Raw genomic sequence first — 24,949 nt, forward strand, 5'->3', positions numbered from 1 at the left:
TTTATCTTACACAAGATTGAGTCTCAAATCACCCTTTTATACTACATTCGAGCTCGTAGTTGACTGGGATTTGCTGCTTGTCTCATTTTTACAACCCAATGCTTTGGGAGCACTAGGTCGCAGGTTCGAATCCTGTCGCCCCGACTAGGTTTTGGATGATTTGTGTTTTTGCTCGTGGGCAAAACGTGGGCAAAGAGGGTCGTTTTTGCTAGTTGTTATTGAACGCTGTGGATGAAACGTCATGATGTGGGTATGGAGAACGATTTCGCCGCCACTATTCAGAAATACATTCTTTATCTGCTTTTAGTGGTGGGTTTGTTCACCACCATTGGGTTGATTGCATTCCTGATCAAACTCATCTTCTAATGGATTTAATCGCCTTAGAGAAAAAAGCTGCTCAGGCTGTACAGATGCGTTTCGGTCTTGGCAACTATCAAATGCTCAACTGAGTTTGGTATTCGGCTTCGTAGCAGGAGTTGTTGCCACTCTGATTCTGCACTGGCTTTTCAAGCCGCATTAATCAATTTGAAACGGCTATGACGATCCGAGTTTTAGAGCTAGCTAAAAAGCTAAAAGTAGGTACTGATGAGTTGCTGGCTGTCTGCGCACTTCTTGAAATACCTGCAACATCGCTTATTAGCTGCCTCAACAAAGAGCACATCAAAAACTAACTGATTATCACCAGAGCTAAAAATGTTTTGGACGCCCTACGCCGATTGGATTTATGTATTTGTGAGCCTGACAGGACTCGTGTTCATTGCCTGGATGGTACTAAGACCTAGGCAATAAAAAAGGCCCTTGCGAAACACGCCGGGCCTGGGTGATGGGGAGCTTATTTTCTAAGCGGAATTCAATAGAAAATCAAGTCCTACTACAAGTGGTGTTGGAAGTTAAAGATAGGTTAAGTCAAATCTATATCTAGTGTTACGACTGTCCCATTTGGTCTTGACACCCACTATCGTCTTTGTGGCCGGGTGATGGGGATCAAACGGTCTTAATAAAGAGAGCCTCTTTTATGCATGGGGGGCTTTTTTATTGGATATTGATTGAAGACTTGCCTGTAAAGGTCATGATGGAAATATGATATTCAATCAGATTCATGGGAGAAGCTAAGCGACGAAAGGAGCAAGGCCTGCCGCCTAAGCAAAAGAAAAATGAAAAGAAAGAAGAGAAGTCAAACTCCTTCAATTCTTTATTCAAAGGTCCCAGGCTCGGTTTATATCTTGGTGCCGCTTTTGTTATTTATCTAATTTATGACGTAATCCACTACTACACGCGTGGATAATTAGTAGTGATCGGATGATGGGACAGCAGACCTTCATCCAGCCAAGATCATCTCAGATCTTTGGATACTTGCTCAATACAACAAGACAGCCTTATGCGTACAGAAACGATTTCAATTCATACCAACTCATCATTTTCATGTCACGCAATCACTAATCAAATTGAGAGCATTATCGAATGCGGGACACAGTTAGAAGGTGTTGTATGTGTGTCTTGCTTGCATACGACAACAGCCTTAATTGTCAATGAGATGGAAGAGAGATTGATACTGGATCTGGAAAAATGGTTAAAGGAATTAGCGCCACCATTGCAGGGATATAAACATGATGATCTACATCTAAGAGATAACATCCCGGAAGATGAGCCGAAGAACGCTCATTCCCATATGCAAGCCTTATTGCTTGGTAATGATGTGAGCGTGCCATTTAAAGATGGAAAGTTGCAATTAGGTCAATATCAAGATGTAATCTTCGTTGAGCTAGATGGCCCTAAAAAAAGGAACGTTGTAGTCAGCATTCAGTAAAGGAAACAATAGGAATGCTGCCCAAAAAACCTGCATAAGAAAAAGGGGCCAGTTACGGCCCCTTGAATACGTCCTTAGTGATCCCCATCACTCAGCTAGTTGAAAGGATTAAGCCTTAACAGCGCACTTTTCAGGTTCTTCAGCAGGAAGTTCAGTTTTTTTTTCTGCTGGTGCTAGCGCCTTGAGTTCTTCTTGAAGCTCGTGTTCACGTTCATCAATGATTTTGATCCGTGACTGATAAGTCTCTTCTAGCCTCTTGCGAGAAGCTTCAAGATCGTCGAGCTCCTGTTGACGTTGATTACGCTTGATCTCCTCAAGTTGGCTATCAGAGACCACATACACAGTCCTGGTAGGTGAGAAGAAAGAGTCGGTAAAGAAAGTATCGAATAAAGAGGTGTACATGATTACCCTTGCGAGACTTCCCTACTTTGCTCAAAGTTTTTAAAATACCTAATGATGTAAACCGAAGAAATTGATTCGGTCATTATCACTCACTTCGGTTAATAACACTTTAGTGAGTGAGAACCGTAAAGCCTAAATACTTGAGTAAAAGCCCTATATCTAATTCTTATAGATGTGTTAGAAAGGAAGTAACCGAATAGGAGGATTATGAAGCTAAGAACTCCTTTTACTGTTGTTGCGAACCCACTTAGAGATATTGATCGTATTCACGATTTCTCTTATCAGTTACCGAATGAAAGGCAGGGTGACTTTTGGGAACAGGAATGCAAACTTCATCCCACAAAATCCACCTGTAAGCTCTACGAAGTGTAGACAGGATTCTTTGTCGCTATCTTGGAGATTTGCATACCGAGGCTCAGCATGAGCAATCAGGACAAAAGCTGAGAACGGATGCACCTGTTGACCATGCAGGTAAAGGTGAAAATTTTGCTCCGACTGATTTACTAGCTACAGCTGTAGGAACTTGCTTCCTTACAGTGATGGGAATTGCCGCTAAAGAGCAAGGATGGAAATTAAATGGAATGAGAGTTGAAATTGATAAGAAAATGACAACTCAAGGACCTCGCAAGATCGAATCTTTATCACTTCAAATTGAGATGCCAGCTGATATCAAATCGGATCAATTAAAGGCCCTGAAGAAAGCCACCAAGGACTGTCCGGTTTTACGAAATTTAAATGACTCCATACAAATCAACGTCAACTGGAATCAAGAGAAAAAGAAAGAAAATACTTCTCTGAACTTTGTCCCAACTCATGTCTTTCGGGAAACGCCCCAAGTGACATTCTTTGATGCAGGTGTCAAAGGATCTAATGGATCTGATGTTGTTATTCACAAAGGTAGAGCAATTTCTCCTCCTGATGACGAAGACTATGAGCAGTATTACATCCATAAGCATCAAATTGACCACAATTTAGTTTTGTCAGGTAAGCGGATTTTTACCTTGTTGAACCCTGAATGGCATGAACCTCATCACGTGATTTATCTCAATCAAAAAATGGGTGCCCTACAAATTCCTATTGGGACATACCATCGCTCTGTATCAGGATCGAAAGGCAGCATCGTCCTTAATCAAGCAGTTCGTGATGAGAACTTCGATTCTTCTAAAGAATTTGTTCCTGTAAGTTTGCGTGAAAGACCTGATTTAAAGGCGGCTAAAGCAGTTGATCCGGTTTATTGGATTTGGGAAGGGGACCAACTCAAAAGAACGAAGTTAAATTCTTTCCTAGTGACGACTCAACAGGTCGAGGCTTAACCATTCCCCAATCTTGGTGAACTAGCACTTATAACCAAAATGAGCATTAAGACGGATTGCAATAATGTATCGGTTGCTACAAAATCATTGCAAGTCGCACGGAGGGATTGATGATCGACACTCCACCTGAGTATCAAATAGAAGCGAATTGACTTGCGGTCCCTGCTCCAACAGTCTCATTTTATAAGTGGGCTGGTCATTAAAACATTGATGACACTCCTCTGCATCGTTTAGGTGCCCTCAATGGAGTCTTATCAGCCTTACACCTAGAAACTTGGCCCCAGGCGATTAATAGCAAGAAGCTTCACTAAAAAACGCAAATTAAGATTGGCCTTTCTTTTTTCCGTGAGGATCAAAGAAGGGTCAATTTTGTTATTTAATTGCAAATAATATGTACTAGTTAAGTCCTTATTCCTAGCCATTGAATAATAAATAGGTACTTTACATTTTGCAGGAGAAAGGTCGCAATTGTCGATTCAATGCTAGTTTCTTTGCCTGATTAAGGAGGTGCTAGTTATGACTAGTAAGTTGACTATTCGAGCGGATGAAATCGATATCGAGCATGGCGCTATTGATGAGTATTTTGCATGTGTTACTGCCTGTTCTTTAAATGATAATAGTATGCATTGTATAACTCAATGTATTGAAATTCAGCATCACCACGCCGCTCAGAATCGCTTAACAAAGGAGGAAGAGTAATGATTACTAGAAACCCTCTACTTGTAACACCTAAAGGCAGTACAATTACTTGTTTTAGAGGTGATAATGGTCGGATATATCTATCATGCTCAAGAAGCCGTTGTGTGTACTCAGCTGACCTACATTCCGCGAAAGCTTATTTAGATAACCTTGAATTGAGGAAAAGTTTACCTGCTGCTAAAAGTGCAGTTCCTCCTGTTCAGCGAAAAACCACACTGAAATGGTCTAGCGATGGAGAACTATCAGCAATAGATATGGCTAGGATTCTTGATAGAATTTCTAATCCATCGCTGACTCAGTGTGATTTACTTTGTGATTTAGAAGATCAACAAAAATCGTTTCAAGACCCTTTACCTACAACTTCTTGGCTTCCATAAAAAGACAACAGTTAGCCTTTAATCTGAAGCATATGAATCTAGAAAATTGAGCTTAAATGCTTTAGTGATTGCACCATAGATATTTCCCTAATTATTAATTAGAACATATTCAGAGCCTAGATGGGCAGAAACAATTTAATGCTCTGAGTGGCTTTAGAGGGGCTTTGGTCGGAAGCCCCTCGCAAAACTTCCTCAGGAGGTCTGTAATGAACTATCAAGAAGGACTCAACTTAATTGAATCTATTCTTCCTATCGCGGTGGGAATGTCCCTAGTCGGATTAGCTTTTATTGGTATTCGAGAATTTTGGCATGAATTTGCAGTTGCATGCAAAGGAGGATTTCAATGAAGTTAACTACACCATTCTCTATTCTCAAAGATGTATTAAAGAACAAGTCTCCAAAGATAATATCACCGGAAAAAATATCTTGTTCTGTTGATAACAAAATAGTTCCACTTAAGGAATGTGGGTTCGAACGAGAAGTTGCGAAGAACTTCTCTGATTTAGGTTTTTGGCATGAAGAGTACGAAGGTCATCCTGATAATTCACATTGCAAAGTTCACGATGATTGATTTCAGAGTTTTTACAAAAAAATAATCACTCTTTTGTCTGCAGGAGCTTTTATTTATTTGGTGATGACTTCTCCTAATGCAGATGCAACCCTGCACACTTATTTAATAGATCCAATTAAGAACAAAATAGGTTCCTCCTAGGCTTTCATCGTGGGTCATCCGAAAGCTCGAAGTGTCCCTAGATTCGACGGTTAACAAGTATGGACAGTTGGTTAACTCATCGAGTTAACGACTTAATACGCTCCCATTTGCACGTGGCAGGGTATTCAATGAAAACCTCCTTTTTAGTGATAGCAAAAGATCTCAGCGAATAAGAAATTTCTATTCACGCTTTATTCAAACTAGAAAGACCAAATCCAGTGTATTTATTAGATAATTAACTTGCTATGGCTCGCATAAAAGATCGGCTAAAAAATAATTCACCTGGTCCATTTTTTGTGGATTCAAGCTGCATTGATTGTGGTAGTTGCTGGCACATAGACCCTGAACATTTTGCACCAACTGGAAGCAGTTCATACGTTCACACTCAGCCAGATGGGAAACAAGAAGTTGAGAAAGCTCTTTTAGCCCTAATCGATTGTCCTGTTGCAGCAATTGGCGCTCCAAAACACTTGACTGCCAAATCATCTGCTGATGTTTTCCCAATACTGGTTAACAAACATCCTGCAGGAGATGTCTATTACTGCGGTTGGAGTTCAAAACGTAGTTTTGGCGCCAGCAGTTGGCTAATTCATGGTGCAGAAGGCAATGTGCTTATCGACTCCCCTCGCTGGAGTGCTCCACTTGCCAAACAAATCAAAAAGATGGGTGGTATTAACCAAATAGTTCTAACTCATCGAGATGATGTAGCAGACCACGCAAAATGGGCCAAAGCTTTTAACTGTGAAAGGTGGATTCACCAAGACGATGCAGATGCAGCACCTGAAGCAGAAAAGCAAGTCATAGGAATTGATCTTCTATCTCTTCGAAAGAACCTTAAGTTAATTCCAACGCCTGGACATACCAAAGGATCAATGGTCGCTGTACTTGGTGATCAACAACAAATTTTGTTTAGCGGAGATCACCTTTGGTGGAATCCCAAAAAGTCCGTAATAGTTGCATCAAAAGATTATTGCTGGTGGAATTGGACCGAGCAATTGAAATCAGTAGAAAGGCTTCTCGATCTAGAAGTTCACTGGTTACTACCTGGGCATGGATATGCCCATCAATTCATGCCAGGACAATGGAACAAGGCTCTCGAACAAACATTGCGTCATGCAGGAAGAACAACCTCAACTGGACAGATTTAGGAGTAGAAGATGCCACAAGAACTCATTTGTTTTTTCTTACTTGGAGTCGCAGCATTGCTTCTAAATGCTGGACTTTCTTCTCAAGCTCTTCCACTCTTTTGGCTTGTTCTTCCATTGGCTATAAAACTCTTTTTCGACACCAAGAAAAGCAGCGCTCTGGGCAAATAAATGAAAGAGAAAAAAACGCTTAAGCAAGATCCGAATTATCCAGAAAACTTTTGGCCGAGAATAATCTTTTTGTTATCAAGCGGAGCTTTTATTTATTGGGTTATGACTTCTCCTAATGCAGAGGCAACACTGCACACATATTTGCTAGATCCAATCAAGAACAAAATGGGTCCTTCCTAAGGTTTCATCGTGGGTCGTCCGAAGGCTTCAAGTCTCTCTAGGTTTCAACCTTTCAAATAGGAGACACCCTTCACCAGTCTCAAATGCATAAGAACTCTTATAGATAGCGTTTAAGCAGGTTTAGGGGATGCAGCGATTTGTTTAGCTAACTCATTTAAATACTCATCAGGATCAAAGTCGATGATCTCAATATTTGTACTGCGATAAGCCAATACGCCCATGCAATGCCTTGCGAGAGAATCCTTCCCACTGGGCTTCATGTCTAAATATCGTTTACCTTCAATCGTCTCCTCATAGTCTTTTAGCCATCCATCTCTTCTTAATCGATAGAGCGTCGCTCTTGATTTCCACCCCAAAAAGCGACTGGCTTCTGAATAACTACAAAGCATTGATTAAACAAGAAAAGTGGTATGACTGGACTTCGCTAGAAGAGCCCTAAACAAAGTGTTATGGGAGATATGTTAGGTAGCTTTTTTGTTAACTGTCTCCAACTTTGAAAACTGGCGCTAACGAATAAGCGAGATTCGAATACCCCTCTTGAACAAAGCTCTACGAAGGACCCATAACCAGCTCTATTGTCTCTATCGCTTCTGAAAAATGACAGACAGGTTATTGGCAGGCATTTCAAAAACATCATGGTTCTCAAATCCGTTCTTTATTCCTACTTCACTGACCACATCTAAATCCCGAACACCCCAAGTTGGGTTTTGTACCTTTAGTGACTGGTCAAATCGCGCATTGCTTTCACTAGTGTGTTCACCATTCCTTTTGAAAGGTCCATATAACATCAACCATTGATCCTCCTTTAAGAGGTTCCCAGATTCTTCAAACATCGCCTGTGTACAACCCCATGGAGATATATGGATCATGTTGATACAGACGATGGCTTTAAGAGACGATCGAAATTCGTAAGTTAAGGGCCAAGGTCTTTTTTGAACATCCAGATCTAATGGTTGGGGCATCTTGGCAATTAATCCTTGATGCTTAATCCACGCGCTAATGCTTTTTCTATAGGAGGGATCCGGATCACTTGTCTGCCAATGAATGTTGGGAAAGCGTTCTTGAAATGTCACTCCATGTTCTCCACTACCACTAGCTATTTCTAGAACAAATCCATTTGAAGGAAGGATTTTCGAAAGGACCTCTCCTATGGGGCCTCTGTTTCGTTCAGTTGCCGGAAAAAAGAGTCTTTCGTCCATTGGTGCATCTAGTAAGAATCATTTAAGCCTTATCTCCTAACTAAGCATTCAGCTTCTCTAGAAGTAAACCCCAACCAAGTTCAGAAGCCTCGGCATTAAAACTTGAGCGTTGCTCACACATAAATCCGTGATCGGCAGACACAACTTCGATATAGGTCATTCGGCTCCCTTCTGGATCTTCTTTCCTCAAGGCTTCTTGTATTGAGGTTCGATCAGATAGGGGAATTAGAGGATCAGAGGTGCCACATAAACAAGTCAATTCTCCGGAAACAGTTGGGAGTAATTCCAAGCTGGGCGAACCACCACCAGGCCGACTGATACTCACGCCTGCACCATAAAAGTCAAAAGTGGAGCTGACTGTTGGGAGTGTTGAAGTAATCAGTGCAGCATGACCACCAAAACAAAATCCAACGACCGTGATCTTTGATTGTTGATTTTGCTGTTTTAACCAAGCAATAGCTGCAGAAGCATCGGCAAGAATCTGCTCAGTAGTAGTGAGTTCTTTGTGTCGTCGTCCTTCAATCAAATCGTCTTCGCTATAGCCAAGATCCAACTCTGGAGCTGTACGAGCAAAAAGAGGCATCGCCAAAGAAGCGATACCTTTCTCCTCTAATCGATCAACAACAGAGCGAACCCAGCTATTAATTCCAAAGACCTCAGGCAAGACCAATACAACATTTTGATTACCTTTATTTGGGTTAGCCCACCAGCAGCGCAAGGGAACTTGACCACCATCGATTACTACCCATCTTCCTGCCATTAGTCAGAACACAAACTACTGAACTCACTACACACCCTATGTAGGAAAAGTCTTAACGCCATAAACCCATAACGGTCGCCCGCCTCCTGAGGGACGTTGTTGTCGTTCAAGTTCACCTGTTAAATAAAGGTTTTTACAGATACGACGAGCATGTTCAGGGTTACAACCAAGTGACATTCCAATCTCATTAGAGGTCAGCCATTCATTTTGAGAACAAACCAAATTAAGGATTTGAAAACTCAGTTCTTGTTTTTGTTGTGGGAGGACATCAGCATTGCCAACACTTATTTAAAACGTCGAGAGAGTTGGAACAGTTTGCGGGAAGTGATGAAGAAGACTCAAGGAGTCAATATTGTTCCTTACAGCTTTAGGCACTCTTACAGTTTGCGTGCACATATCCGAGGTGTTGATGCAGGTTCAGTAGCTATGTCGATGGGGCATAGCCTAGAAGCACATTTAAGGGCTTATCCTTGGGCGTCAAAAGCCAGTACTGCCAAAGCTTTTGAGATTGCTAATAAAAAGATTTTTGCATGAGAAAGATCTATACTTACAGGCCATTAAATAGCCCTTGAATGCACTTGAGGGTGGGAAGCTTATTGATATTTGAAGAGTTTGCTTCTAGAAGCAAGAATCCCAAATCCTTAGTCATTTAGGCCAAAAAATTTAGTGATTTGTCAAAAAGAAAAGATCTGACAATTGGATGTCAAAAGTGTTCTCTAATTGCACAAACCAATATTCAAGTCATGTTCGTTCCTTGACCATCGCTGTCTCGTCGACCACTAATAAAGAAAGCCAAGTAGCAAGCCGTTCCAACCATTCCACAAATAGCAGCAAACAAATTCATTGAATTTTGGCTCAAGGGTAAGGTCTTATTCATACACCAATCAAACAAGATATTTCGTAAAATTCACGCAAGTGATTTGGCTTCGATAGTCAAAAAGCTAGATAATGCCTATAGATCAGGAAAGGCTCTAGTGAGCGATCAACAGTTCGATCACTTGCTCACCAATCTGCGTAGGGTTGATCCTGATAATGACATTTTTAAAGGCAACAAGCTGCTAAGCCTTGCTAATGGCGATTTCAAGGAGTGGCTGGAGGAGAAGCTCTTGCCTGATACACGCCTGATCATCGAACCCAAGATTGATGGTTGTGCAATCGCACTCTCATATGAGAAAGGAGTTCTAAATAAGGCCATCAATAGAAAAGGTACGGATAAGACTGAACCGCTTAGGACAATTCAAAACATCCCTTCCACACTGCCAATTGATCAAGACATCCAGATTAGAGGTGAGTTGTATGGACCTGGTCTAGAACCCGCCAAATCGCAGCGTTTAGCAGCTGGGCACCTAAGGAAGAAAGTGCCTACTGGAGAAGGTTTAGCGTTTTGTGCGTTTCAGATTCTCAACTCTGATCTCAACCACAGCACTCAACTTCTAGAACTCGAGAAACTTTGTTTTGAGGTTCCTGAATCTGAGTTCACTAAATTTTCTACCTCTGAAGTTGAGCTATATCGAAAACTATGGCTACAAGGAAAACTGTTTAATAACTATCCCACCGATGGAATTGTGATTAAGGTCAACTCAAGGAAACTACAAAAACAACTGGGTGAAAATAGTGTGTGTCCTAATTGGGCGTTAGCTATAAAGGTATGACGAGAGTCTTGATTAATGCCTAAGCAAGTTTGGGAAGCAGAAGATGGAACTCAATTTTAGGACGAAAAAGAATGCATACAATATGAATACTCTTTGAAAGAAATAACAAAACAGATTAAGAATTCCGGAGGGTTCAAGAACGCAATTAAGGTAGTTGGAGACTGGTATGACAGTATTGATTTATTTCACGAATGTCATTCAGTTGGACATAATTATCTAGTTGGTAAGGATGGAGATGAATTTGCTCTTGGTCAAGGAGCAAATAGGCTAGCTAAGGATTTCGACTCATATCTAGAGGATTCTCGAAAAATCAATGCATTTTTAGAATCAGTAAAAAAGATGGCTAATCCAAATAGTGAGGCCTACAAGGAAAGGCTAGAAAAAGAGCAACGTGAATTAAAAATAGAAGAACAAAAGCAGAAAGAAGTGGAACAAAGAAAGAAAGATAAAGGATGGTGGTCTTTTTTAAAGGAAGGAAAAAAAGATCCATTAGATGGATGCCATGATGACCCCTGGATTTAGGAAGAAAGCATTGAAAACTGACCACTAAAGCCACTACTCAACTAATAGCAGGTCTTCAGTGGAGATGTGAGGAGATTAGGGATATTTGTTTCGAGTTTTTCTAATGACAGTTCCAGGCTTTTTTGCTTTGGTTGTTGTAGCGGGTTCAGCGGCAGCACCAGTTGGTAAGGACTTTTATGCAACCAATGCAGTCGGCTTTAGTTCCCCACGTGACTGGGAAGCTCAGCTAGAAGAAGTAGAAAAAGAAATCGATTTAAGTGATGGTATCGCTGGTGAAGTTGCTTTTGGTCGCAAACTGACCAATTGGAGATTGGAAGCAAGTTATGGGCTCAACTACAGCTCATGGAAGTCAATGAAAGTCACTTCATCAACTTCTGAGGCAGAAGCAAAAATAGGAATGAAAGGTCGAATCAATGTTCAAACCTTCCTGATCTCTAGTTTTTATGACTTTAAAAATCAGAGCAAGTTCTCTCCCTATGTAGGTTGAGGATTGGGACTCTCTCAATTAGGAAGCCCAAAAGTCCGATGACTCATGGTGGAGATTCATACACCTCATCAATGAACGGTCTTGCCTAAAGTGGCCAATTAACCGCAGGTGTTACTTACAAGCTGGATCACACCAACGATATTTATCTAGAGGGTGGACTACTTCAATTGTTCCCAATGGGGGATGAAGACATTTCAATCGACCCACTCAGATTTGCAGGAGTAAAAATCGGGACGAGATGGAGGTTCTAAAAGAGTTTTGAAGGGGTCTGCAATCCAATTCCTTTAAATAGGAATCTGCATCCAACCCCTAGCTAATAAAAAGCCTAGACCTAAAGCAAGTGCTTTCATAGAGAGAAAGCCAAAGAGAAAAGCGGCTAGATTTAATGAATCGATCAAGCTTGTAATGCTGATTGCAGCGGCATTTACTGAGGTTCTCAATTCGCCTGTAGGGGTCTTACTGGTAGTGGTGTTTTTCGCTTCCTTCCTTACGCTAAGCGTGACTGCTTTTGGTTTTGGAACTAGGAACGAGAACCGCAGAGCACAAGGGTTAGACAAGGACTAACCACCATGAACCACCTAACTGCCACCTACATAGATTTCATCCAAACCATTGGTGGGATTGTGATCTTTGCTGTTGCGGTTTATGCCGTTAAGGAGATGCTTTTACGAGTAGAGAAAGCACAAATCAAGATTGAGAAATGATTAACCCTTTAAAGCTCATTTGGAACGGATTGAACAAGGCACGCATGAAGGTTGCCAGGAAGATATTGGATGCTTTAGTGCCGTCTATTGAGGGGAGAGAATTAGAGAAAAAGATTAAGGATTATCCAAGTCAATCTCAGGAGAAGTGACGATCTGACATTTCAGTAAGCATTTTTCTAACGTGTTCATCAGTTGTTCTGGTCTCTTCTTTGAGCTTTTTACAGGCACCCATAACTTGCATCCATACAGCCTGCATAACCTCTTTTTCTTTTTCAGAAGGGACCCATTTTTCTGAGGACATAGGGAGTAATAAATAAGTTGTCAGCTCTTTTAAAGGAATGTAGATGGAGCGACCCAATAATGCCGTTTCGGCCCTTTAATAGGGGTAAATGCGACGCTTTAGAGGAGAAAAGATCAGCATGCTGGATGGTTTACTCAACAGCGAAAGAGCCAAGGTCCTCGCTGTGATTGCAATAGTTGCAGTAGGAACTGGTGTCACAGCCAAAAACGTCATAAGTTATCCAATTGAGTGCATGACAGAACAGCAAGCCCATGTGTATGAGCCAGTAAAACGAGCATGAAAAAGCACGAGTCACTCAAATGAGTACATCCTGGATTATTGGAATTTCAGTTGTAGATACTTTTGTGTTAATTGGAATAGCGGCTTACTTGATTAAGCGAAAGTTATAGCAGTGGTTTTAGCTGTCTTCCTAAGAAGGGGGGGAGGGGTAAGAGACTTTTGAGATTGTGATCAGCGTCCAGGGAACCTGTAGCGATAGCTCACCACCCTCGTCAATAATTCCTAGTGTGCTACACCCCGCAAGATTTTAAGTCTCAGCTTATGATTAGCAGTCATATTGAGCCTTCTAAAAGTATTCCTAGATCTATGAATTGATGACAATTAGAAGTCATGGAAAACGTGAGAGTAGAGGTCGTCCTCCTATCGATCAAGTACCACTACCACCCCATGTTCAAAGGGCCTTAACTCTCAGGAGTGGTGGTGCGTCTTAGAAAGATGCAGCGGCTGCAGTGGATATGGACATCGCACCTTAAGGAGATACGTCAGGTCTCATCCGGATAGTTTGCAATTACTCGAAGAGCAAACCAAAGATCACATCGATCAAAGTCACTCTGTATTGATAGCGAGTGCCCCTGCAGTAGCAGAACGGCTACTGCAAATAGCGTTAGACCCTAATACCAAAAACTATGCTGCGGTAACTGCTTGCCAGGCAGTCTTTGTCATCATCGATAAGGGTGTCACTGACAGGGAAAATGCTGAGCAACTAAAGGCAATTAGAGAGTCCTTGAATGCTTTAGAAGGCGGCAGGGTTATTAATTTTTGAACTCTGAATAAATAAAATCATAATCCTCTTCTTCTTATTTAAGACCAAGAAAATGAAAACAGTAAACCTAAGTGTCTAGACAAATTTTCTGATCCCAAAAGAGAGCTTAAGTCAGGAAACTGTGACTTAATACCAAATATAATGATAATCGTTATCATATTCAAGCTTGTTTTTGAATGAGCATTTACTGTGAGGAATCTCAATGAAACTTTTCCAGCAACTGCTGGTGGCACCTGCTGCATTGGGGCTAATGGCTCCTGTAGCAGCAACCGCTGCAGAGCTCAATGTCAATGGAGTCTCTGAATACTCCAACCCAGGTCAAGTAGAGAGCATCTCTAACTTTTCTGACGTACATCCAAGCGATTGGGCCTTCCAGGCTTTAAACAATCTTCGCCAGCGTCATGGTTGTGCAGCTGCAAATCCAAACAGCAGCATGACTCGTTATGAAGCAGCTGCCCTTCTGAACAAGTGCCTTGGCAATGTTGCTCAGGTAAACGAAGAGGAGCAGTCACTAATTGACGAGTTCGGTGCTGAGCTTGCTGTCATCAAAGGTCGCCTGACCCTAGATGGTATTGAGGCTGGTGTTGGGCATGGTCATGGAGGCGTTGGGTTCTCACCAACCACTCAGATTCATGCAAAGAGTATCTTCTTACTTGGGGGAGTTGATTCTGGAGTCGGTGGAACTGACGAGGCAGTCACTTTCACCTATCACAATATTATCGAAGCTGAAACTAGTTTTAATGGGAATGACTTGTTGCTAACCGAGATAGAAGCTTGTAATTCTGGTGACACTCCTTTTACCGGAGCGGCTGCCCTTGAATCTGCCTGTGATGATGGTGATACTTTGACTCTTGCGAGATCGTTTTACCAGTTCCCTGTTAGCGACGATTTCACTGCAACCATTGGTGCCAAAGTTCGCCAAGACCAAATGTTGGGTGTATGGCCTAGTGAATATCCAAGTGACTCTGTCTTAGACGTATTAACTTATGCCGGAGCCAATGACGCTTACAACTTGGCAGTGGGTGCTGGTGCAGGTGTTACTTACGCAAAAGACAAGTTCAGCACGTCGATTCTATTCGTTTCAGAAGACGCATCCAATGCTTCCTCTCAAGAAGCTACACCTGGAGGAGTTTTAACCGCCCAGGGTAAGGACACCGTCACAACTCAGCTTGCTTGGGTCGACGATAACTTCACTCTTGCAGCGGTCTACACCGTTGATGACAACGGAAACTGGAATGACAGTATTGATGCTGGCGATTACTCTGCTTATGGAATCAGTGGCGTCTACAACCTAGACAACGGTTCTGAATGGATTCCAGCATCCATAAGTGCTGGTTACGGTTGGAAGGATGTAGACCAAGAAGATCCCACTGATAGCGCAGCAAATTCTAATGAAGACGGCAATACCTGGAGCCTGGGCCTTATTTGGAATGATGCCTTTGTAGAGGGCAACAACCTTGGCTTTGGTTTAGGCTCTGCCGAAACACATAGAGATGACACTGGTTATGATGACCCATTGGCCTGGGAAGTCTTCTACCAGATGTCTGTAAGTGACAACATCACAGTTACACCAGCACTGTTTGTTGTTCAAAGGGATGGCGCACAGAATGATGACTATACAGGAGGTGTAATTAAGACAACCTTCTCCTTCTAGTCAACAGAAATCTTGATCAACTCACGCATCGCTACTCCCACCTCTAATGGTGGGAGTTTTTTATATCTACAAATAACATTTAAACAGTTATATAAGTATCGTTTTCTGCTTGTTTTCTGAGAGATTCTGCAAGTGCGTTCTTTTAAGAAGACGTGAGATCTCTATATCGAATACCGCGTTCCATCAATGTTGGAAGACTCAATGCAACGGGCGATACGATTTAGAGATCTCACTGATAAAAAGAAGAAATGAGCAAGGAGATCACAGCTGAATATGCCAAGAAAGCTCAAGGAGAAGCTGAATGGGCCTATGAGAAGGCAAAGGAAAAGTTCTACTACTCAATGTTGGAAGTTGTTTTCCTAAGAATTAAAAGTCATCTCAGCGAGCAAGGCCTAAAGAAAGTCATGGAGATAGATGAGAGAAGGAATAACAACGAAAACTTGGGGGTGGAATTTAGTCAAAAAACTTGGGTGGCTTTAGCAGAGTCTTGGGCAAGTGCAGAAGGTCTAGCGATGACCAAAATTGCTGATCTATATGGGCTTGAGATAGCTGACTTGGATATGTCTAAGATCTCTCCTCCTAAAGAGGAAGATTGTGAGGATGATTGCTCTTGTTGCTAGATGATCAACTTACTCAAAGCACGCTATAAGAGTTGGAGACCTAAAAAGCAAATACATGGGAGATTCAGTCCACAAAGCCTGTTCATTTATTACGGCTTTAGCTTTAAGCGTGATCGCTGTACAACTAATCCCCTTTAGCCGAGACAAAGAACTATCAAATTACTGTAGAGAATATCTTGCTCTTCTTAAAATCCGACCAGATGAAGAAATTGCTCAAAAAATAATAGATAAAAGAAGGTTCATTGCAAGCAAAACAGAGCTAAGTGTTGATATCCTGCAAATTAATAACTATTGTAATTCTTTCTACTTAAACCAAAAGTAGATGTATCTAATTCAGTAGCACTCAAGAGGCTTATATTTATTTTCTAAAAGGATTTGCTCTTTAGGGAAATAGCCGTTCGACCTCGATAAACCATAACTTGACGATGCAAATGCAATCTCACTGCTTTTGCTAAAGCTAAACGCTCTGTACCTCTTCCTTTTCGAATGAAATCTTCAATCTCATCACGATGACTCACATGCACAATGGTTTGTTCGATAATTGGCCCATTGTCTAATTCTTCTGTTACAGAATGAGCAGTTGCACCTATTAACTTTCCTCCTCTTTGCCATGCTTTTTGATAGGGCGTGTGAGCTTTTAAAAGCCGGTAAGAATGAATGATGAATATTAATAATAGGAATCCTTCTTTCTCGCATTTTATTGAGGTGCGAGTTAAATGTCTGTACGTATGGGTTTCCTCGACCTTTTAGTTGTACTAACCGAAGTTGGTGATATTTACCGTATAAATTTCTTCGGTTTACATCCTATTCGTTCTTATCTGTCGGGTTCAAAGTAGTCGTGTACTCGCAAGAAAATTATGTACACCTTATTATTCGACACTCTTGTTGCTGACTCCTTCTTCTCCCCTATGAGAACTATTTATGTGGTCTCTGATAGCCAGCTAGAAGAGATCAAGCACAAACAACGTCAAGAAGAACTCGACAATCTTGAAGCTTCCCGCAAGAGATTGGAGGAGAACTATCAATCACGGATCAAAATCCTTGATGAACGTCAGCATGAGCTTCAAGAAGAACTCAAGGCGCTAGCACCAGCAGAAAAAAAAACTGAACTTTTTGCTGAAGGAACTGAAAAGTGCGCTGTCAAGGCTTAATCCTCTCAACTGGCTGAGTGATGGGGATCACTAAGGACGTGTTTAGGGGCCGTAACTGGCCCCTTTTACTTGTCCAGCTTTTGACCAAAGTTCTTTTGCTCATAGAGATTTGAACAGCAATAAAAAAGCCTCCTATGCAGAAAAGAGGCTCTCTTATGCAGACCGTTTGATCCCCATCACCCGGCCGTTGTGCGGACAATAAAGCGTGTCAAGAGATTTGTCATGAGTAGTAAGCACTAGATGTGGGGTTGCGCACCCGTGGCAGAATATGTATCCCCATCACCCAGGCCCTGTGCGTATCGCAAGGGTCTTTTTTTTGCCTCAACAGCATTAGTAATGATTAAAAGCTGTTTTGGTTGCATTTGGAATTTGCTCAAGCTCGGTCTTACTGCCTTACTGGCTTTTACTGTATTTGTATATTTTTCAAATAAGGAAGAGCAGGTCACAATCAAGAGCTGCTACGACGGTGACACATGCACAACGGCTAGAGGAGAAAAAATTAGATTGGCTTGTATCGACACACCAGAACTTCGAGGGAATCGAGCTAATCGAATGCCAGCCAAAGCAGCACGGGACTATCTCAATGGTTTAGTTGCAGGAGAGAAAGTCTCCATCCGTCGGATTACTAAAGACCGTTATGGCAGAACGGTTGCTGAACTCTCCAAGGGGCGAATCAATATTCAAAAGCGATTGGTATCTAAAGGCTATGCGCAAATATATCAGCGATATGCAAATCAATGTCGCTGGTCAAAATTATGAGCAGGACATCCAAATCAGTCCGATTTTTCGTTCCTTTGGCTTTGATTGGAATCGCCTGTTTACAAGAGCTCATCGACCAAATCTGGTTTGGTGGAAATTGGAACTTTCTCATGGGAGGAGGTGCTCCATGGTGGGGACTCTTTACCGCTCCTTTTAGCCATAGTGGATTTGGACATTTGCTTTCAAATACTCTCCTGTTCCTCCCTTTGAGTTGGCTAGTTCTTTCCAAAGGACTCCGTGATTACATCTCAATCTGGGTCTGTGTTTTATTTGTCGAAATTTTCCAAGCATTCTTTTGGGCTATTCCAGCTCATGGGATGTCTGCAATAGTTTTTGGTTTACTTGGATATTTGTTGATAATTGGTTTTCTAGAAAAACGTTTTCTAGCGATTGTCCTCACCATTATCTGTTTTGGGATGTATGGCTATTTTCTTCCATCGTTACTCCCATGGAATGTCCCCCAAGGAATTAGCTGGATAGGTCATTTCAGTGGTTTTCTAGGTGGTTTATTAGGAGCACTTGCTATTTATAGAGAACCGAATAAGGGTAGGGGTAAAATATGGTTGGAGTAAAGATTCTCTGATATACAAGATCCATGGTCGAAAGAAGAATTATCTCTCAAGAAATCAAGAAGGTCCATTAGAAAATGATTGATGCTTACACACTTGAGCAATGCAAAAAAGATGAAAAGGTTCTTCAAATTAAAATTACCAATATTCAGCATGCCATTAAACAATCAGAAGCAATGATTGTTGAGTCAAAGATGGATGATGCCGCGTTGGCCTTTTTGAGACGTAAGATTGCCGATTCCTTACAAGACCTTGAGGTTCTTTATTTAGTAAAGCAGGAGCAAAAAGAATTTGGGAAATAGTAGGATCCTAAAATTGCGGCTAAATATGAATCAGAATTACATGCTCTATCTAAGGTTTAAACTACTCCTAATTTCATGCCTCTTTTTACCTTTGCAAGGATCTTGTCATCAAGATCATTATCTGTTTGAAGGACAAGCCACTCAATGGCACTGATGATGAAAACCTTCATTTGCTTTTTAAAAAACTTTTTAAGCATTAAAAAGAGTATCGGCTTAAGCAATAAAAAAAGGAAGCTAACCATGATGAAACTTTCAATAAGTCAAGGCTAGGTAATCCCCAAATTTCACGCACCGGATTAAAAATGCTTTTAATATTGGTGGAGAGAACAAACCCTGCGCTATCAATCAATTCATTATGGACAAAAAAGGAGCTAAGGGGTATTGGCTTTCAACCTCAACAGTTGTCAACCAAGAGTTGTTTTCTGAATATGTAGAAGCCGTAGGCCCTTGGCTTAAGTCTGTGGGTGGAGAAGTTTTTGCAAAAGATACAGAGCCACAAGGAAAAGAGCTCACTGAACTTGCAAACTTGGCCGTTATTTGCGAGTTTCCTTCTATGCGAGCAGCTGTAGATGCTTATGAGTCAACTGAGTATCAACAATTATCGAAGATTCGAAAGGCTGCAACGAAAAATGCAACTTTCACGATTATGGAAGGAATGGATGAAGCGACCAAATTAAGAAGAGCGATGGGTAAATAAAGTTTGTTTGCTTAATGCACTTCAATGCGGCAGGCATGGCTATTGATATTTGAAGCTACAGCGCTAAATCAAAAACAAAAAGAAGCTCCCACCATTTTTGGCGAGAGCAATTATTACTATCTTCAATCTGATTCAAAGGGGCGTTACTTAAAATCAGAATTTGAAGGTTGTTTTAACTAATGCACCAGTGATGTCATCGTTACGCTCGCCATCTCTTTGAATAACAAAGATTGCAGGAGTAACTGTGATGTTGTCACTAGCAGACATCTGGTAGAAAACTTCCCAAGTCACTGGATCCTCATAGCCTGTATCGCTTCTGTGAGGCTCTGCTGTTCCAAATTGGTTTTTTCTCCTAATCAATCTATTGAATACGGCCATGACGATCCGAGTTTTAGAGCTAGCCAAAAAACTAAAAGTAGGTACGGATGAGTTGCTTGCTGATTGTGCACTCCTTGAAATTCCTGCAACTTCCCGCATTAGTTGCCTAACCAATGAGCACATAAAAAAACTAACTGATTATCACCAGAGCCAAAAATGTTTTAGAGGCCCAACGCCGATTGGATTTATGTGATTGTGAGCCTGACAGGTCTCACTTTCATTAACTGGAAGGTGCTGAGGCCTAGACAATAAAAAAGGCCCTTGCGAAACGCGCAGGACCTAGGTGATGGGGAGCTTTTTTCTAAGAGAGATTTACCCCAAAATCAACCCCCCCCACCCACCCACCACCACAAGTAGTGGCTTTGTAAATGAGCTGTATAGGTCACACTATAAATAGCGTGTATCTACCGATGACAAATCCCTTGACAGTGATTATTGTCATAACAATGACCTGGTGATGGGGATCAAACGGTCTTATGTAGCCTCTTTTGATAAAGGGGTCTTTTTTATTGGTAAAGGGGAACGGCTTTAACTATTCAGTTTTAATGAGCACTAGATCCGGTTTGTTTGATCGAGAGCGACTCAAGAAAATTAGAGAAATGTGAGAAATTTCAGAAGCATTAGAAGACAACGAACCACAAGTTAATGACGTTTGAGGAAGTCGATCATTATTGCCATTGCCAAAAAGGTTTAGAACAATGGTCAGCTAAAAAATTTGCCAGAGTTTCAAGATGCATTAGATGTTGGAGTAATAATTAGTGAGTAATTGTTCACAAGCATCAAATATTGATGTGGCTATGAAATGTTTGATTGTCCTTGAGCTGAATAGCAAAAATACAAGACCTCAAAGTTAAAATGCATTTTCTTCTTTTTTGGCTCTGCATCATTCCAACTATTTACCTCATCGCAACTTGACAACTAAAGGTATTGGTTGATCTTTATAGAGAATCAATTTTCTAATGAGAACCACTACAATTGTTGGAGTAGCTGCTGCTGCTATTGGAGTTTTGACTGGTAGTCAACTCCCAAGCGGGGTTGTTTCTGCTCCAATTTCTATAACTACTTTCAAAATCAAAGTTCCATTTGATCAATGGGCTTCAGGCTTCGATAGCAAAGAAGCTGATCAGATGCATAAAGCCAATTCTATTAAGCCCCTATTTAGAGGTGTCAATATCGATGACCCAAGTCAGGTTGTTGTAATTCACCAGTCGAGACCAGGTTCCGTTGAAAAGATCCTTTCAGAAAATAAAAAAATGATGGAAGCAGGTGGCCATATTATGAGAACCACTCAAACAACGAATTGGGTATTCCAGTAGAGGTCTTTTGTTTTGATGAACAATTGAGGCATGATCATTAGTGAGATATCGAACCATTCATAATCGTGATATTGGGATCAGAAGAGTTAGTCCAGCGTAATTTACTTAACTCTTGATAGTCGCCTTTTTTATAAGTATTTGAAGCTACTTCTTTAGAGGGGAAATTCAATAATCGCAGCGAGGTGAGCGCCTTTCCCTTCAATAGTTTTTGTATCGAAGCCTTTAGCAGCAACCTTGCTACCAATGGAAGAACTAACCAAAAGAGTGGAAGAGCTTGAGAAGATAGTCCAGCATTCAGAAGCAACGCTGCGATTCCAAGCCAGAAAAAGCAAATGAGTTCTGTAGTCATACTTGCTTAACAAGAAATTTATCTTTTTTAGACATTTTCAACCCTTCTTCTTTGCTGGCGAAACTTCGGTTTCGAGAGTAAACGAGACGTTTTCATTAGGGTTGAAGCGATCAACTAAAGATTGGAGTTCTTCTTTTAACTGTGCCTCAGAAACAGGTTCGATTGATTCTTGGGCGATGGCTTCTTTCCAAACCTGGTCGATGAGTTTCTCTAGTGCTGATGCTTTTATTCGTGTTATACCAATCTGCTGAATAATGACGGGCTTAGGGACTTTCCCTGGACGAAAGCCCGGAAGTCTTATACTGCTACCCATACGGGCTATAGCAGCTTCATAACTCGACTTACAGCGGTCTGCTGGTACTTCAATATCAACAACTACTTTGTTATCAGCCAATTCATTGATTTTTACTTTCAATGCCTGCTTGCTCATCGACTTTAAGGGCATTGATCCGCTGACCTTTTGTAGACACGAGCGAATCTCTTTTCAACAAGATGTTCTTGGATATTTACGTTATTCATTGATATCTCAACAACAGCCCTGCAATACCTGTCTTTATTAGCAAGCCTAATAGCAACCTCTTCTACAGTTACTAAACCATTGAGGTAACCCCGTGTTGCTTCGGCTGGAACTGGATAAGGCTTTGCAGTCACGTAGTTTTGGCCCAACATCTTTGTTAGTAAGTTCGAGAAATGGTTGGGAGCCTGCTAAGCAAGTTCTCGTATTGCTTTTGCCTCCTCAATTCCCTCATGCTCTTCCGAGAATTTAGCGATCTCTCAGGAGCAGCAAAATAGAAGGGATATAGAAGCAGATCAGAGCCCCACAAAATCAAGCCTGAACGCTGGTTGAATGACTACATCTTGACTGTGCTGGAAAAATTACTTCGACCTATAGCTCAGAGGGAAGGAGTTTCTAGAAGATTGCATTATGGGAATGATGTAATGGTGACCAAACAATCCCTATAGAAAATTAGAGACGTAGTGTCTCGCAATTGAGCCGTTTTGGACTAGATAAAGTCTGAACCTTCGGATGAAACACCTGAATCCCTCGGAAGGACTCTTTATTTCGGAATTCTGTTTTCGACTCGATCTATATAAGCCAATGATTTTTTGACGTATTCCATCCTCTTCTCAGTGGATCGAAGAGTGCGTGTCAGTTCAAACCTTCGAACTTTTCGCCATAGACGCATTATAAAATCAGGGATAGGTTTTTTTAGGGGCATTTAAGAGGGTCGGAATAAATTAAGGAGTCGAAATAAGTAAACTAATAGCGATACCACTAACGACTGGGAAATAAAAAGTTGAGTTTTCTTCCTTTGAAATACTTTATCTGGCAGTTGTCCTAAACCTAATTATTTCATTAAGCATAAAAGAAATCTAAGGCAGCAATTGAAAAATTATAAATTATTAGTGTTTTTGCATGCTTTTAATCTAGATCGGCCTTGCTTTCTTCTACTGCCTTTCTACCTTCTTTAAGCGTTTGTCGAATCCACCAAATTGAGATTGCAATTATAACAAGAGCTAGCAAAGCTATCGAAGTTATTGATGGATTCATAATTCTAGGCTGTTTGCATAATCTCTAAGGATTTCTGACTTCTGGTGTGGTTGAATCTCTTGCTGGTATGTCTTGCACAACCCAAAGAACTTAGCCTGGAAGAGTTCATTGTGGTTTTTGAGATCTACAGTCATAGTTATTAGTTACCTGCTGTTTTCTTTGATTCTTATACCCGGCTATATCCACATTTGCTTTCAAAGATTTTCAAAGGTAGACCAGTTGCCTCCATAGCAGCTTTGCATTTATTCCCTACAGTTCCATATACCTCTACGGTGAAACTATCACCTAGTTTTGCGTGCCCTTTTAAATATTCTCCAACAGGTGGATTAGCGAGGTGTGCAAGGAACGCATTATCATTTTTGTACACCTCTGACCATGTAAAGCAAAGAGGGTTGTCTGGATCCTGGTCAAAAGTGTGATGCAACATTCCTGGTTCAGAAGCTTCTACAGCGGCATCAGTTTTAGTTGCTAGCTCTAAATATTCCTCAACCTTGCCTGGCTTAACTTGAATACGAGCAATAAGGATAAAAGGAGTTGAATTATCAAATGTCGGCATAAACTTATTTCGATTAAATGGAAGTATCTCACATTTCAAATATATTAGCTGTGTCAGAGGACAACTCTTTAGGCTCTGCTGACAAGCAGCATTGTCATGAATTCTGGTTGCAGTTGGTCGATCAGGAAAAGGTAGTAATCAAAGACCTCACTTGCAAAAAAAACATACTCACTTTCTTACTTGCTGATCTCTTTCTCATTTACATCCTTCTTTCAATTTTCTAAATTAACTATTTAATTGTTAGTGTTTTCATCTCAAGCGCTGAGCCATCAGGGGATTTCGTATAGAGAAAATAAGGGGGGCACAGCAGCGGGTGTGTTTCTGAGACGTCAAAGTATGCCCTCGTCAAAAAGAAATGATCAGATTAATTGTCTTGGCTTCCTTCCTTACCTTGATAGTTTCCGCTATAAGACGATTGTTTATCTCTCTGCGACCTAAACAACCGTTGTCGATGTGCAAGCCATGGACGACGACTATGACTGGTTTGAGTTTCTCCTTCATTTCCAATGACAGAAACGAACTTCGAACTTGAACCGAAATGGTTTAAGGGAAGTCGAGACCGAGGCTACAGAGGGACGCTTAACAGCGAACAACATATTCCCGGCTCTTGCGTCTATAAACGATTCAAGACCTTTGGGACTCAGAAAAAAACAACGAGAGTATCGCCGCTTCATTATGGAATCTATCAAATTCTGGCAAAACCTTTCTGACGAGAACAAGTCATTGGTTAAAGGAATTGCTCTTGCAGCATTTGGCCTTTATGTCCTCTTGCAGCTTGCAACTTTATTGTTGCCAATGGCAATTATTGCAGGCATTGGCTATTGGGCTTACAAAGCATTCATCGATAAAAATCCAAAGGTTTTTAAATGACTCTTTTTGCTGTTTCTGGAATGATTACTCCTCTGGAATTAGGAGTAGCAATATTCGCTGGACTTGCTTTTTTAATTACTTTTGTCATCGCTTCCGCTGGCGGTGGATTCCAAGATCTTGTTAAAACCACCTTGGATAATGATGCCGCTGCAAGAAAGAGAAAAGGAGTTGGATAAAAAGACTAGTTATCTGATTCACTGATCAATAATTGACTTTGTGCTGTACTGCTCCAAGCAAGCAATAATGCGATCGTTGGGCAAAAAACTAAATGGAATTTCTACTTGCCATAGGTATTCCTCTTGTTGTTTTAGGACTGGTTTATATCCTTATCAGTGAGAATCAAGGACTTCCTTTGTGGTTGGAAAGGCTGACGGATAGGAGTGGTTCAATTTGGACTTTTGGAATCATATTGATCGCTGTTCTTTCTATCGTTAAATTCGCAAGCAATAATTAGCCACGTGTGTAGTAATGAATTACGTCATAAATCAGATAAAGCACAAAAGCCGCGCCTAGATATAAGCCGAGCCTGGGACCTTTGAATAATGAATTGAAGGAATTTGAGTTTTCTTCTTTTTTCCCTTTTTTCTTTCGCTTGGGCGGTAGTCCTTGCTCTTTTCGTCGTTTGGCTTCTCCCATGAATCTGATTGGTTTTCATGTCTCCATCATGGCCCTTACAGATACGTACTTCAATCAATATCCAATA

44 protein-coding genes and 1 pseudogene are annotated in these 24,949 nt (G+C 41.1%); 29 read left to right on the top strand and 16 right to left on the bottom strand.

Annotated features, from left to right (window positions below; translation table 11 throughout):
* Positions 1–536 precede the first annotated feature (536 nt).
* From SOI82_RS00445 to SOI82_RS00455, 3 genes are all read left to right on the top strand, one after another.
* Positions 537–671, top strand: coding sequence for a hypothetical protein (locus SOI82_RS00445; RefSeq protein ID WP_320667439.1), 135 nt, complete (start codon positions 537–539; stop codon positions 669–671).
* 428 nt (positions 672–1,099) lie between these two features.
* Positions 1,100–1,285, top strand: a complete 186-nt coding sequence (locus SOI82_RS00450) for a hypothetical protein (RefSeq protein WP_320667440.1) — start codon at positions 1,100–1,102, stop codon at positions 1,283–1,285.
* Between the two features lie 93 nt (positions 1,286–1,378).
* Positions 1,379–1,807 carry a secondary thiamine-phosphate synthase enzyme YjbQ gene (locus SOI82_RS00455; RefSeq protein ID WP_320667441.1) on the top strand — a complete coding sequence of 143 codons (429 nt, stop codon included), beginning with the start codon at positions 1,379–1,381 and terminating at the stop codon, positions 1,805–1,807.
* 108 nt (positions 1,808–1,915) lie between these two features.
* Here SOI82_RS00455 and SOI82_RS00460 read toward each other — a convergent pair whose 3' ends face one another.
* Positions 1,916–2,209: a hypothetical protein gene (locus tag SOI82_RS00460; RefSeq protein WP_320667442.1), complete on the bottom strand. Its 294-nt coding sequence runs from the start codon at positions 2,207–2,209 to the stop codon at positions 1,916–1,918.
* A gap of 207 nt (positions 2,210–2,416) precedes the next feature.
* Between SOI82_RS00460 and SOI82_RS00465 the strand changes: the two genes are divergently transcribed.
* From SOI82_RS00465 to SOI82_RS00495, 7 genes are all read left to right on the top strand, one after another.
* Positions 2,417–2,581, top strand: a complete 165-nt coding sequence (locus tag SOI82_RS00465; RefSeq protein ID WP_320667443.1) for a hypothetical protein — start codon at positions 2,417–2,419, stop codon at positions 2,579–2,581.
* A 29-nt stretch (positions 2,582–2,610) separates the two neighbouring features.
* Entirely contained in the window at positions 2,611–3,522 is a 912-nt protein-coding gene (locus SOI82_RS00470) for an OsmC family protein (RefSeq protein ID WP_320667444.1), read from the top strand.
* Positions 3,523–4,220: 698 nt separating this feature from the next.
* The gene (locus SOI82_RS10515; protein ID WP_414153513.1) at positions 4,221–4,598 is read left to right on the top strand and encodes a hypothetical protein; all 378 of its coding nucleotides are present in this window, start codon (positions 4,221–4,223) and stop codon (positions 4,596–4,598) included.
* A gap of 206 nt (positions 4,599–4,804) precedes the next feature.
* Entirely contained in the window at positions 4,805–4,945 is a 141-nt protein-coding gene (locus SOI82_RS00480; protein WP_320667445.1) for a hypothetical protein, read from the top strand.
* Positions 4,942–5,169, top strand: a complete 228-nt coding sequence (locus tag SOI82_RS00485) for a hypothetical protein (protein WP_320667446.1) — start codon at positions 4,942–4,944, stop codon at positions 5,167–5,169. The genes SOI82_RS00480 and SOI82_RS00485 overlap by 4 nt, the downstream gene beginning before the upstream one ends.
* Before the next feature lie 386 nt (positions 5,170–5,555).
* The gene (locus SOI82_RS00490) at positions 5,556–6,458 is read left to right on the top strand and encodes an MBL fold metallo-hydrolase (RefSeq protein WP_320667447.1); all 903 of its coding nucleotides are present in this window, start codon (positions 5,556–5,558) and stop codon (positions 6,456–6,458) included.
* Between the two features lie 9 nt (positions 6,459–6,467).
* On the top strand, positions 6,468–6,626 hold the full coding sequence (locus tag SOI82_RS00495; RefSeq protein ID WP_320667448.1) for a hypothetical protein: 159 nt from the start codon (positions 6,468–6,470) through the stop codon (positions 6,624–6,626).
* Between the two features lie 290 nt (positions 6,627–6,916).
* Here SOI82_RS00495 and SOI82_RS00500 read toward each other — a convergent pair whose 3' ends face one another.
* The 4 genes from SOI82_RS00500 to SOI82_RS00515 all read right to left on the bottom strand — a co-directional run bounded on the left by SOI82_RS00500 (position 6,917) and on the right by SOI82_RS00515 (position 8,987).
* Complete coding sequence (locus tag SOI82_RS00500) at positions 6,917–7,195, bottom strand: hypothetical protein (protein ID WP_320667449.1); 279 nt, start codon at positions 7,193–7,195, stop codon at positions 6,917–6,919.
* 192 nt (positions 7,196–7,387) lie between these two features.
* The gene (locus tag SOI82_RS00505; RefSeq protein WP_320667450.1) at positions 7,388–8,005 is read right to left on the bottom strand and encodes a DUF938 domain-containing protein; all 618 of its coding nucleotides are present in this window, start codon (positions 8,003–8,005) and stop codon (positions 7,388–7,390) included.
* 40 nt (positions 8,006–8,045) lie between these two features.
* The gene (locus SOI82_RS00510; protein ID WP_320667451.1) at positions 8,046–8,765 is read right to left on the bottom strand and encodes a dienelactone hydrolase family protein; all 720 of its coding nucleotides are present in this window, start codon (positions 8,763–8,765) and stop codon (positions 8,046–8,048) included.
* Between the two features lie 36 nt (positions 8,766–8,801).
* Positions 8,802–8,987 carry a hypothetical protein gene (locus tag SOI82_RS00515; protein ID WP_320667452.1) on the bottom strand — a complete coding sequence of 62 codons (186 nt, stop codon included), beginning with the start codon at positions 8,985–8,987 and terminating at the stop codon, positions 8,802–8,804.
* Between the two features lie 9 nt (positions 8,988–8,996).
* On the opposite strand from SOI82_RS00515, the gene SOI82_RS00520 reads away from it, so the two are divergent.
* The 4 genes from SOI82_RS00520 to SOI82_RS00535 all read left to right on the top strand — a co-directional run bounded on the left by SOI82_RS00520 (position 8,997) and on the right by SOI82_RS00535 (position 11,426).
* Complete coding sequence (locus SOI82_RS00520) at positions 8,997–9,299, top strand: hypothetical protein (protein WP_320667453.1); 303 nt, start codon at positions 8,997–8,999, stop codon at positions 9,297–9,299.
* Positions 9,300–9,739: 440 nt separating this feature from the next.
* Positions 9,740–10,417, top strand: a complete 678-nt coding sequence (locus SOI82_RS00525; RefSeq protein ID WP_320667454.1) for an NAD-dependent DNA ligase — start codon at positions 9,740–9,742, stop codon at positions 10,415–10,417.
* A 93-nt stretch (positions 10,418–10,510) separates the two neighbouring features.
* Positions 10,511–10,939: a hypothetical protein gene (locus SOI82_RS00530; protein WP_320667455.1), complete on the top strand. Its 429-nt coding sequence runs from the start codon at positions 10,511–10,513 to the stop codon at positions 10,937–10,939.
* A 103-nt stretch (positions 10,940–11,042) separates the two neighbouring features.
* A complete protein-coding gene (locus SOI82_RS00535) occupies positions 11,043–11,426 on the top strand; it encodes an opacity family porin (RefSeq protein WP_320667456.1) in 384 nt (127 codons plus the stop codon).
* 284 nt (positions 11,427–11,710) lie between these two features.
* Here SOI82_RS00535 and SOI82_RS00540 read toward each other — a convergent pair whose 3' ends face one another.
* On the bottom strand, positions 11,711–11,983 hold the full coding sequence (locus SOI82_RS00540) for a hypothetical protein (RefSeq protein ID WP_320667457.1): 273 nt from the start codon (positions 11,981–11,983) through the stop codon (positions 11,711–11,713).
* Between the two features lie 12 nt (positions 11,984–11,995).
* Between SOI82_RS00540 and SOI82_RS00545 the strand changes: the two genes are divergently transcribed.
* The gene (locus SOI82_RS00545; RefSeq protein WP_320667458.1) at positions 11,996–12,130 is read left to right on the top strand and encodes a hypothetical protein; all 135 of its coding nucleotides are present in this window, start codon (positions 11,996–11,998) and stop codon (positions 12,128–12,130) included.
* A gap of 136 nt (positions 12,131–12,266) precedes the next feature.
* Here SOI82_RS00545 and SOI82_RS00550 read toward each other — a convergent pair whose 3' ends face one another.
* The gene (locus tag SOI82_RS00550) at positions 12,267–12,488 is read right to left on the bottom strand and encodes a hypothetical protein (protein WP_320667459.1); all 222 of its coding nucleotides are present in this window, start codon (positions 12,486–12,488) and stop codon (positions 12,267–12,269) included.
* 31 nt (positions 12,489–12,519) lie between these two features.
* On the opposite strand from SOI82_RS00550, the gene SOI82_RS00555 reads away from it, so the two are divergent.
* The 4 genes from SOI82_RS00555 to SOI82_RS00570 all read left to right on the top strand — a co-directional run bounded on the left by SOI82_RS00555 (position 12,520) and on the right by SOI82_RS00570 (position 15,747).
* Positions 12,520–12,711 carry a hypothetical protein gene (locus SOI82_RS00555; protein WP_320667460.1) on the top strand — a complete coding sequence of 64 codons (192 nt, stop codon included), beginning with the start codon at positions 12,520–12,522 and terminating at the stop codon, positions 12,709–12,711.
* A 501-nt stretch (positions 12,712–13,212) separates the two neighbouring features.
* A complete protein-coding gene (locus tag SOI82_RS00560) occupies positions 13,213–13,473 on the top strand; it encodes a hypothetical protein (protein ID WP_320667461.1) in 261 nt (86 codons plus the stop codon).
* 202 nt (positions 13,474–13,675) lie between these two features.
* Entirely contained in the window at positions 13,676–15,127 is a 1,452-nt protein-coding gene (locus SOI82_RS00565; protein ID WP_320667462.1) for an iron uptake porin, read from the top strand.
* Positions 15,128–15,375: 248 nt separating this feature from the next.
* Positions 15,376–15,747: a hypothetical protein gene (locus tag SOI82_RS00570; RefSeq protein WP_320667463.1), complete on the top strand. Its 372-nt coding sequence runs from the start codon at positions 15,376–15,378 to the stop codon at positions 15,745–15,747.
* Positions 15,748–16,112: 365 nt separating this feature from the next.
* Here SOI82_RS00570 and SOI82_RS00575 read toward each other — a convergent pair.
* Positions 16,113–16,428 (bottom strand): annotated as a pseudogene (locus SOI82_RS00575) (formyltransferase family protein); the annotation flags it as partial.
* Positions 16,429–16,604: 176 nt separating this feature from the next.
* Here SOI82_RS00575 and SOI82_RS00580 point away from each other — a divergent pair.
* The 5 genes from SOI82_RS00580 (at position 16,605) to SOI82_RS00600 (ending at position 19,225) form a co-directional block, all read left to right on the top strand.
* Complete coding sequence (locus SOI82_RS00580; RefSeq protein ID WP_320667464.1) at positions 16,605–16,898, top strand: hypothetical protein; 294 nt, start codon at positions 16,605–16,607, stop codon at positions 16,896–16,898.
* A 258-nt stretch (positions 16,899–17,156) separates the two neighbouring features.
* On the top strand, positions 17,157–17,657 hold the full coding sequence (locus tag SOI82_RS00585; protein WP_320667465.1) for a thermonuclease family protein: 501 nt from the start codon (positions 17,157–17,159) through the stop codon (positions 17,655–17,657).
* On the top strand, positions 17,654–18,229 hold the full coding sequence (locus SOI82_RS00590) for a rhomboid family intramembrane serine protease (RefSeq protein WP_320667466.1): 576 nt from the start codon (positions 17,654–17,656) through the stop codon (positions 18,227–18,229). The genes SOI82_RS00585 and SOI82_RS00590 overlap by 4 nt, the downstream gene beginning before the upstream one ends.
* A 74-nt stretch (positions 18,230–18,303) precedes the next feature.
* Complete coding sequence (locus SOI82_RS00595) at positions 18,304–18,528, top strand: hypothetical protein (RefSeq protein WP_320667467.1); 225 nt, start codon at positions 18,304–18,306, stop codon at positions 18,526–18,528.
* A gap of 355 nt (positions 18,529–18,883) precedes the next feature.
* Positions 18,884–19,225, top strand: a complete 342-nt coding sequence (locus SOI82_RS00600) for a DUF1330 domain-containing protein (protein ID WP_320667468.1) — start codon at positions 18,884–18,886, stop codon at positions 19,223–19,225.
* Positions 19,226–19,378: 153 nt separating this feature from the next.
* On the opposite strand, the gene SOI82_RS00605 is transcribed toward SOI82_RS00600, so the two are convergent.
* Positions 19,379–19,702 (bottom strand): carbohydrate porin, encoded by a 324-nt coding sequence (locus tag SOI82_RS00605; protein WP_320667469.1) that lies wholly within the window; start codon positions 19,700–19,702, stop codon positions 19,379–19,381.
* Here SOI82_RS00605 and SOI82_RS00610 point away from each other — a divergent pair.
* On the top strand, positions 19,656–19,796 hold the full coding sequence (locus SOI82_RS00610) for a hypothetical protein (RefSeq protein ID WP_320667470.1): 141 nt from the start codon (positions 19,656–19,658) through the stop codon (positions 19,794–19,796). The two genes, SOI82_RS00605 and SOI82_RS00610, sit on opposite strands and share 47 nt — an antisense overlap.
* 766 nt (positions 19,797–20,562) lie before the next feature.
* Positions 20,563–20,919 carry a DUF3764 family protein gene (locus SOI82_RS00615; RefSeq protein ID WP_320667471.1) on the top strand — a complete coding sequence of 119 codons (357 nt, stop codon included), beginning with the start codon at positions 20,563–20,565 and terminating at the stop codon, positions 20,917–20,919.
* 37 nt (positions 20,920–20,956) lie between these two features.
* On the opposite strand, the gene SOI82_RS00620 is transcribed toward SOI82_RS00615, so the two are convergent.
* From SOI82_RS00620 to SOI82_RS00645, 6 genes are all read right to left on the bottom strand, one after another.
* Entirely contained in the window at positions 20,957–21,268 is a 312-nt protein-coding gene (locus SOI82_RS00620) for a DUF1330 domain-containing protein (RefSeq protein ID WP_320667472.1), read from the bottom strand.
* Between the two features lie 37 nt (positions 21,269–21,305).
* Entirely contained in the window at positions 21,306–21,698 is a 393-nt protein-coding gene (locus SOI82_RS00625) for a trigger factor family protein (protein ID WP_320667473.1), read from the bottom strand.
* 5 nt (positions 21,699–21,703) lie between these two features.
* Positions 21,704–21,919 carry a thermonuclease family protein gene (locus SOI82_RS00630; RefSeq protein WP_320667474.1) on the bottom strand — a complete coding sequence of 72 codons (216 nt, stop codon included), beginning with the start codon at positions 21,917–21,919 and terminating at the stop codon, positions 21,704–21,706.
* Positions 21,920–22,507: 588 nt separating this feature from the next.
* Entirely contained in the window at positions 22,508–22,588 is an 81-nt protein-coding gene (locus SOI82_RS00635; RefSeq protein WP_320668430.1) for a DUF2905 family protein, read from the bottom strand.
* A gap of 103 nt (positions 22,589–22,691) precedes the next feature.
* Entirely contained in the window at positions 22,692–22,820 is a 129-nt protein-coding gene (locus SOI82_RS00640) for a hypothetical protein (RefSeq protein ID WP_320667475.1), read from the bottom strand.
* A 166-nt stretch (positions 22,821–22,986) separates the two neighbouring features.
* Positions 22,987–23,376: an antibiotic biosynthesis monooxygenase family protein gene (locus SOI82_RS00645; protein ID WP_320667476.1), complete on the bottom strand. Its 390-nt coding sequence runs from the start codon at positions 23,374–23,376 to the stop codon at positions 22,987–22,989.
* 528 nt (positions 23,377–23,904) lie between these two features.
* Between SOI82_RS00645 and SOI82_RS00650 the strand changes: the two genes are divergently transcribed.
* From SOI82_RS00650 to SOI82_RS00660, 3 genes are all read left to right on the top strand, one after another.
* Positions 23,905–24,246, top strand: a complete 342-nt coding sequence (locus tag SOI82_RS00650) for a hypothetical protein (RefSeq protein ID WP_320667477.1) — start codon at positions 23,905–23,907, stop codon at positions 24,244–24,246.
* On the top strand, positions 24,243–24,422 hold the full coding sequence (locus tag SOI82_RS00655; RefSeq protein WP_320667478.1) for a hypothetical protein: 180 nt from the start codon (positions 24,243–24,245) through the stop codon (positions 24,420–24,422). The genes SOI82_RS00650 and SOI82_RS00655 overlap by 4 nt, the downstream gene beginning before the upstream one ends.
* A 92-nt stretch (positions 24,423–24,514) precedes the next feature.
* Positions 24,515–24,700, top strand: coding sequence for a hypothetical protein (locus tag SOI82_RS00660; protein ID WP_320667479.1), 186 nt, complete (start codon positions 24,515–24,517; stop codon positions 24,698–24,700).
* Here the strand turns inward: SOI82_RS00660 and SOI82_RS00665 are convergent.
* Positions 24,697–24,882 (bottom strand): hypothetical protein, encoded by a 186-nt coding sequence (locus SOI82_RS00665; RefSeq protein ID WP_320667480.1) that lies wholly within the window; start codon positions 24,880–24,882, stop codon positions 24,697–24,699. The genes SOI82_RS00660 and SOI82_RS00665 overlap by 4 nt on opposite strands.
* Positions 24,883–24,949: the final 67 nt, after the last annotated feature.

The sequence above is a fragment of the Prochlorococcus sp. MIT 1307 genome (assembly GCF_034092395.1).
In the GTDB taxonomy this organism is placed as follows: domain Bacteria; phylum Cyanobacteriota; class Cyanobacteriia; order PCC-6307; family Cyanobiaceae; genus AG-363-K07.

What these genes read in the sequence shown, in the direction of transcription:
- SOI82_RS00445 (WP_320667439.1), top strand. Translation starts at nt 537, where the DNA reads ATGACGATCCGAGTTTTAGAGCTAGCTAAAAAGCTAAAAGTAGGTACT.
- SOI82_RS00450 (WP_320667440.1), top strand. Translation starts at nt 1,100, where the DNA reads ATGGGAGAAGCTAAGCGACGAAAGGAGCAAGGCCTGCCGCCTAAGCAA.
- SOI82_RS00455 (WP_320667441.1), top strand. Translation starts at nt 1,379, where the DNA reads ATGCGTACAGAAACGATTTCAATTCATACCAACTCATCATTTTCATGT.
- SOI82_RS00460 (WP_320667442.1), bottom strand. Translation starts at nt 2,209, where the DNA reads ATGTACACCTCTTTATTCGATACTTTCTTTACCGACTCTTTCTTCTCA.
- SOI82_RS00465 (WP_320667443.1), top strand. Translation starts at nt 2,417, where the DNA reads ATGAAGCTAAGAACTCCTTTTACTGTTGTTGCGAACCCACTTAGAGAT.
- SOI82_RS10515 (WP_414153513.1), top strand. Translation starts at nt 4,221, where the DNA reads ATGATTACTAGAAACCCTCTACTTGTAACACCTAAAGGCAGTACAATT.
- SOI82_RS00480 (WP_320667445.1), top strand. Translation starts at nt 4,805, where the DNA reads ATGAACTATCAAGAAGGACTCAACTTAATTGAATCTATTCTTCCTATC.
- SOI82_RS00485 (WP_320667446.1), top strand. Translation starts at nt 4,942, where the DNA reads ATGAAGTTAACTACACCATTCTCTATTCTCAAAGATGTATTAAAGAAC.
- SOI82_RS00490 (WP_320667447.1), top strand. Translation starts at nt 5,556, where the DNA reads ATGGCTCGCATAAAAGATCGGCTAAAAAATAATTCACCTGGTCCATTT.
- SOI82_RS00495 (WP_320667448.1), top strand. Translation starts at nt 6,468, where the DNA reads ATGCCACAAGAACTCATTTGTTTTTTCTTACTTGGAGTCGCAGCATTG.
- SOI82_RS00500 (WP_320667449.1), bottom strand. Translation starts at nt 7,195, where the DNA reads ATGCTTTGTAGTTATTCAGAAGCCAGTCGCTTTTTGGGGTGGAAATCA.
- SOI82_RS00505 (WP_320667450.1), bottom strand. Translation starts at nt 8,005, where the DNA reads ATGGACGAAAGACTCTTTTTTCCGGCAACTGAACGAAACAGAGGCCCC.
- SOI82_RS00510 (WP_320667451.1), bottom strand. Translation starts at nt 8,765, where the DNA reads ATGGCAGGAAGATGGGTAGTAATCGATGGTGGTCAAGTTCCCTTGCGC.
- SOI82_RS00535 (WP_320667456.1), top strand. Translation starts at nt 11,043, where the DNA reads ATGACAGTTCCAGGCTTTTTTGCTTTGGTTGTTGTAGCGGGTTCAGCG.
- SOI82_RS00545 (WP_320667458.1), top strand. Translation starts at nt 11,996, where the DNA reads ATGAACCACCTAACTGCCACCTACATAGATTTCATCCAAACCATTGGT.
- SOI82_RS00555 (WP_320667460.1), top strand. Translation starts at nt 12,520, where the DNA reads ATGCGACGCTTTAGAGGAGAAAAGATCAGCATGCTGGATGGTTTACTC.
- SOI82_RS00565 (WP_320667462.1), top strand. Translation starts at nt 13,676, where the DNA reads ATGAAACTTTTCCAGCAACTGCTGGTGGCACCTGCTGCATTGGGGCTA.
- SOI82_RS00570 (WP_320667463.1), top strand. Translation starts at nt 15,376, where the DNA reads ATGAGCAAGGAGATCACAGCTGAATATGCCAAGAAAGCTCAAGGAGAA.
- SOI82_RS00580 (WP_320667464.1), top strand. Translation starts at nt 16,605, where the DNA reads ATGTACACCTTATTATTCGACACTCTTGTTGCTGACTCCTTCTTCTCC.
- SOI82_RS00590 (WP_320667466.1), top strand. Translation starts at nt 17,654, where the DNA reads ATGAGCAGGACATCCAAATCAGTCCGATTTTTCGTTCCTTTGGCTTTG.
- SOI82_RS00595 (WP_320667467.1), top strand. Translation starts at nt 18,304, where the DNA reads ATGATTGATGCTTACACACTTGAGCAATGCAAAAAAGATGAAAAGGTT.
- SOI82_RS00600 (WP_320667468.1), top strand. Translation starts at nt 18,884, where the DNA reads ATGGACAAAAAAGGAGCTAAGGGGTATTGGCTTTCAACCTCAACAGTT.
- SOI82_RS00605 (WP_320667469.1), bottom strand. Translation starts at nt 19,702, where the DNA reads ATGCGGGAAGTTGCAGGAATTTCAAGGAGTGCACAATCAGCAAGCAAC.
- SOI82_RS00615 (WP_320667471.1), top strand. Translation starts at nt 20,563, where the DNA reads ATGAGAACCACTACAATTGTTGGAGTAGCTGCTGCTGCTATTGGAGTT.
- SOI82_RS00620 (WP_320667472.1), bottom strand. Translation starts at nt 21,268, where the DNA reads ATGACTACAGAACTCATTTGCTTTTTCTGGCTTGGAATCGCAGCGTTG.
- SOI82_RS00625 (WP_320667473.1), bottom strand. Translation starts at nt 21,698, where the DNA reads ATGAGCAAGCAGGCATTGAAAGTAAAAATCAATGAATTGGCTGATAAC.
- SOI82_RS00640 (WP_320667475.1), bottom strand. Translation starts at nt 22,820, where the DNA reads ATGAATCCATCAATAACTTCGATAGCTTTGCTAGCTCTTGTTATAATT.
- SOI82_RS00645 (WP_320667476.1), bottom strand. Translation starts at nt 23,376, where the DNA reads ATGCCGACATTTGATAATTCAACTCCTTTTATCCTTATTGCTCGTATT.
- SOI82_RS00655 (WP_320667478.1), top strand. Translation starts at nt 24,243, where the DNA reads ATGACTCTTTTTGCTGTTTCTGGAATGATTACTCCTCTGGAATTAGGA.
- SOI82_RS00660 (WP_320667479.1), top strand. Translation starts at nt 24,515, where the DNA reads ATGGAATTTCTACTTGCCATAGGTATTCCTCTTGTTGTTTTAGGACTG.
- SOI82_RS00665 (WP_320667480.1), bottom strand. Translation starts at nt 24,882, where the DNA reads ATGGGAGAAGCCAAACGACGAAAAGAGCAAGGACTACCGCCCAAGCGA.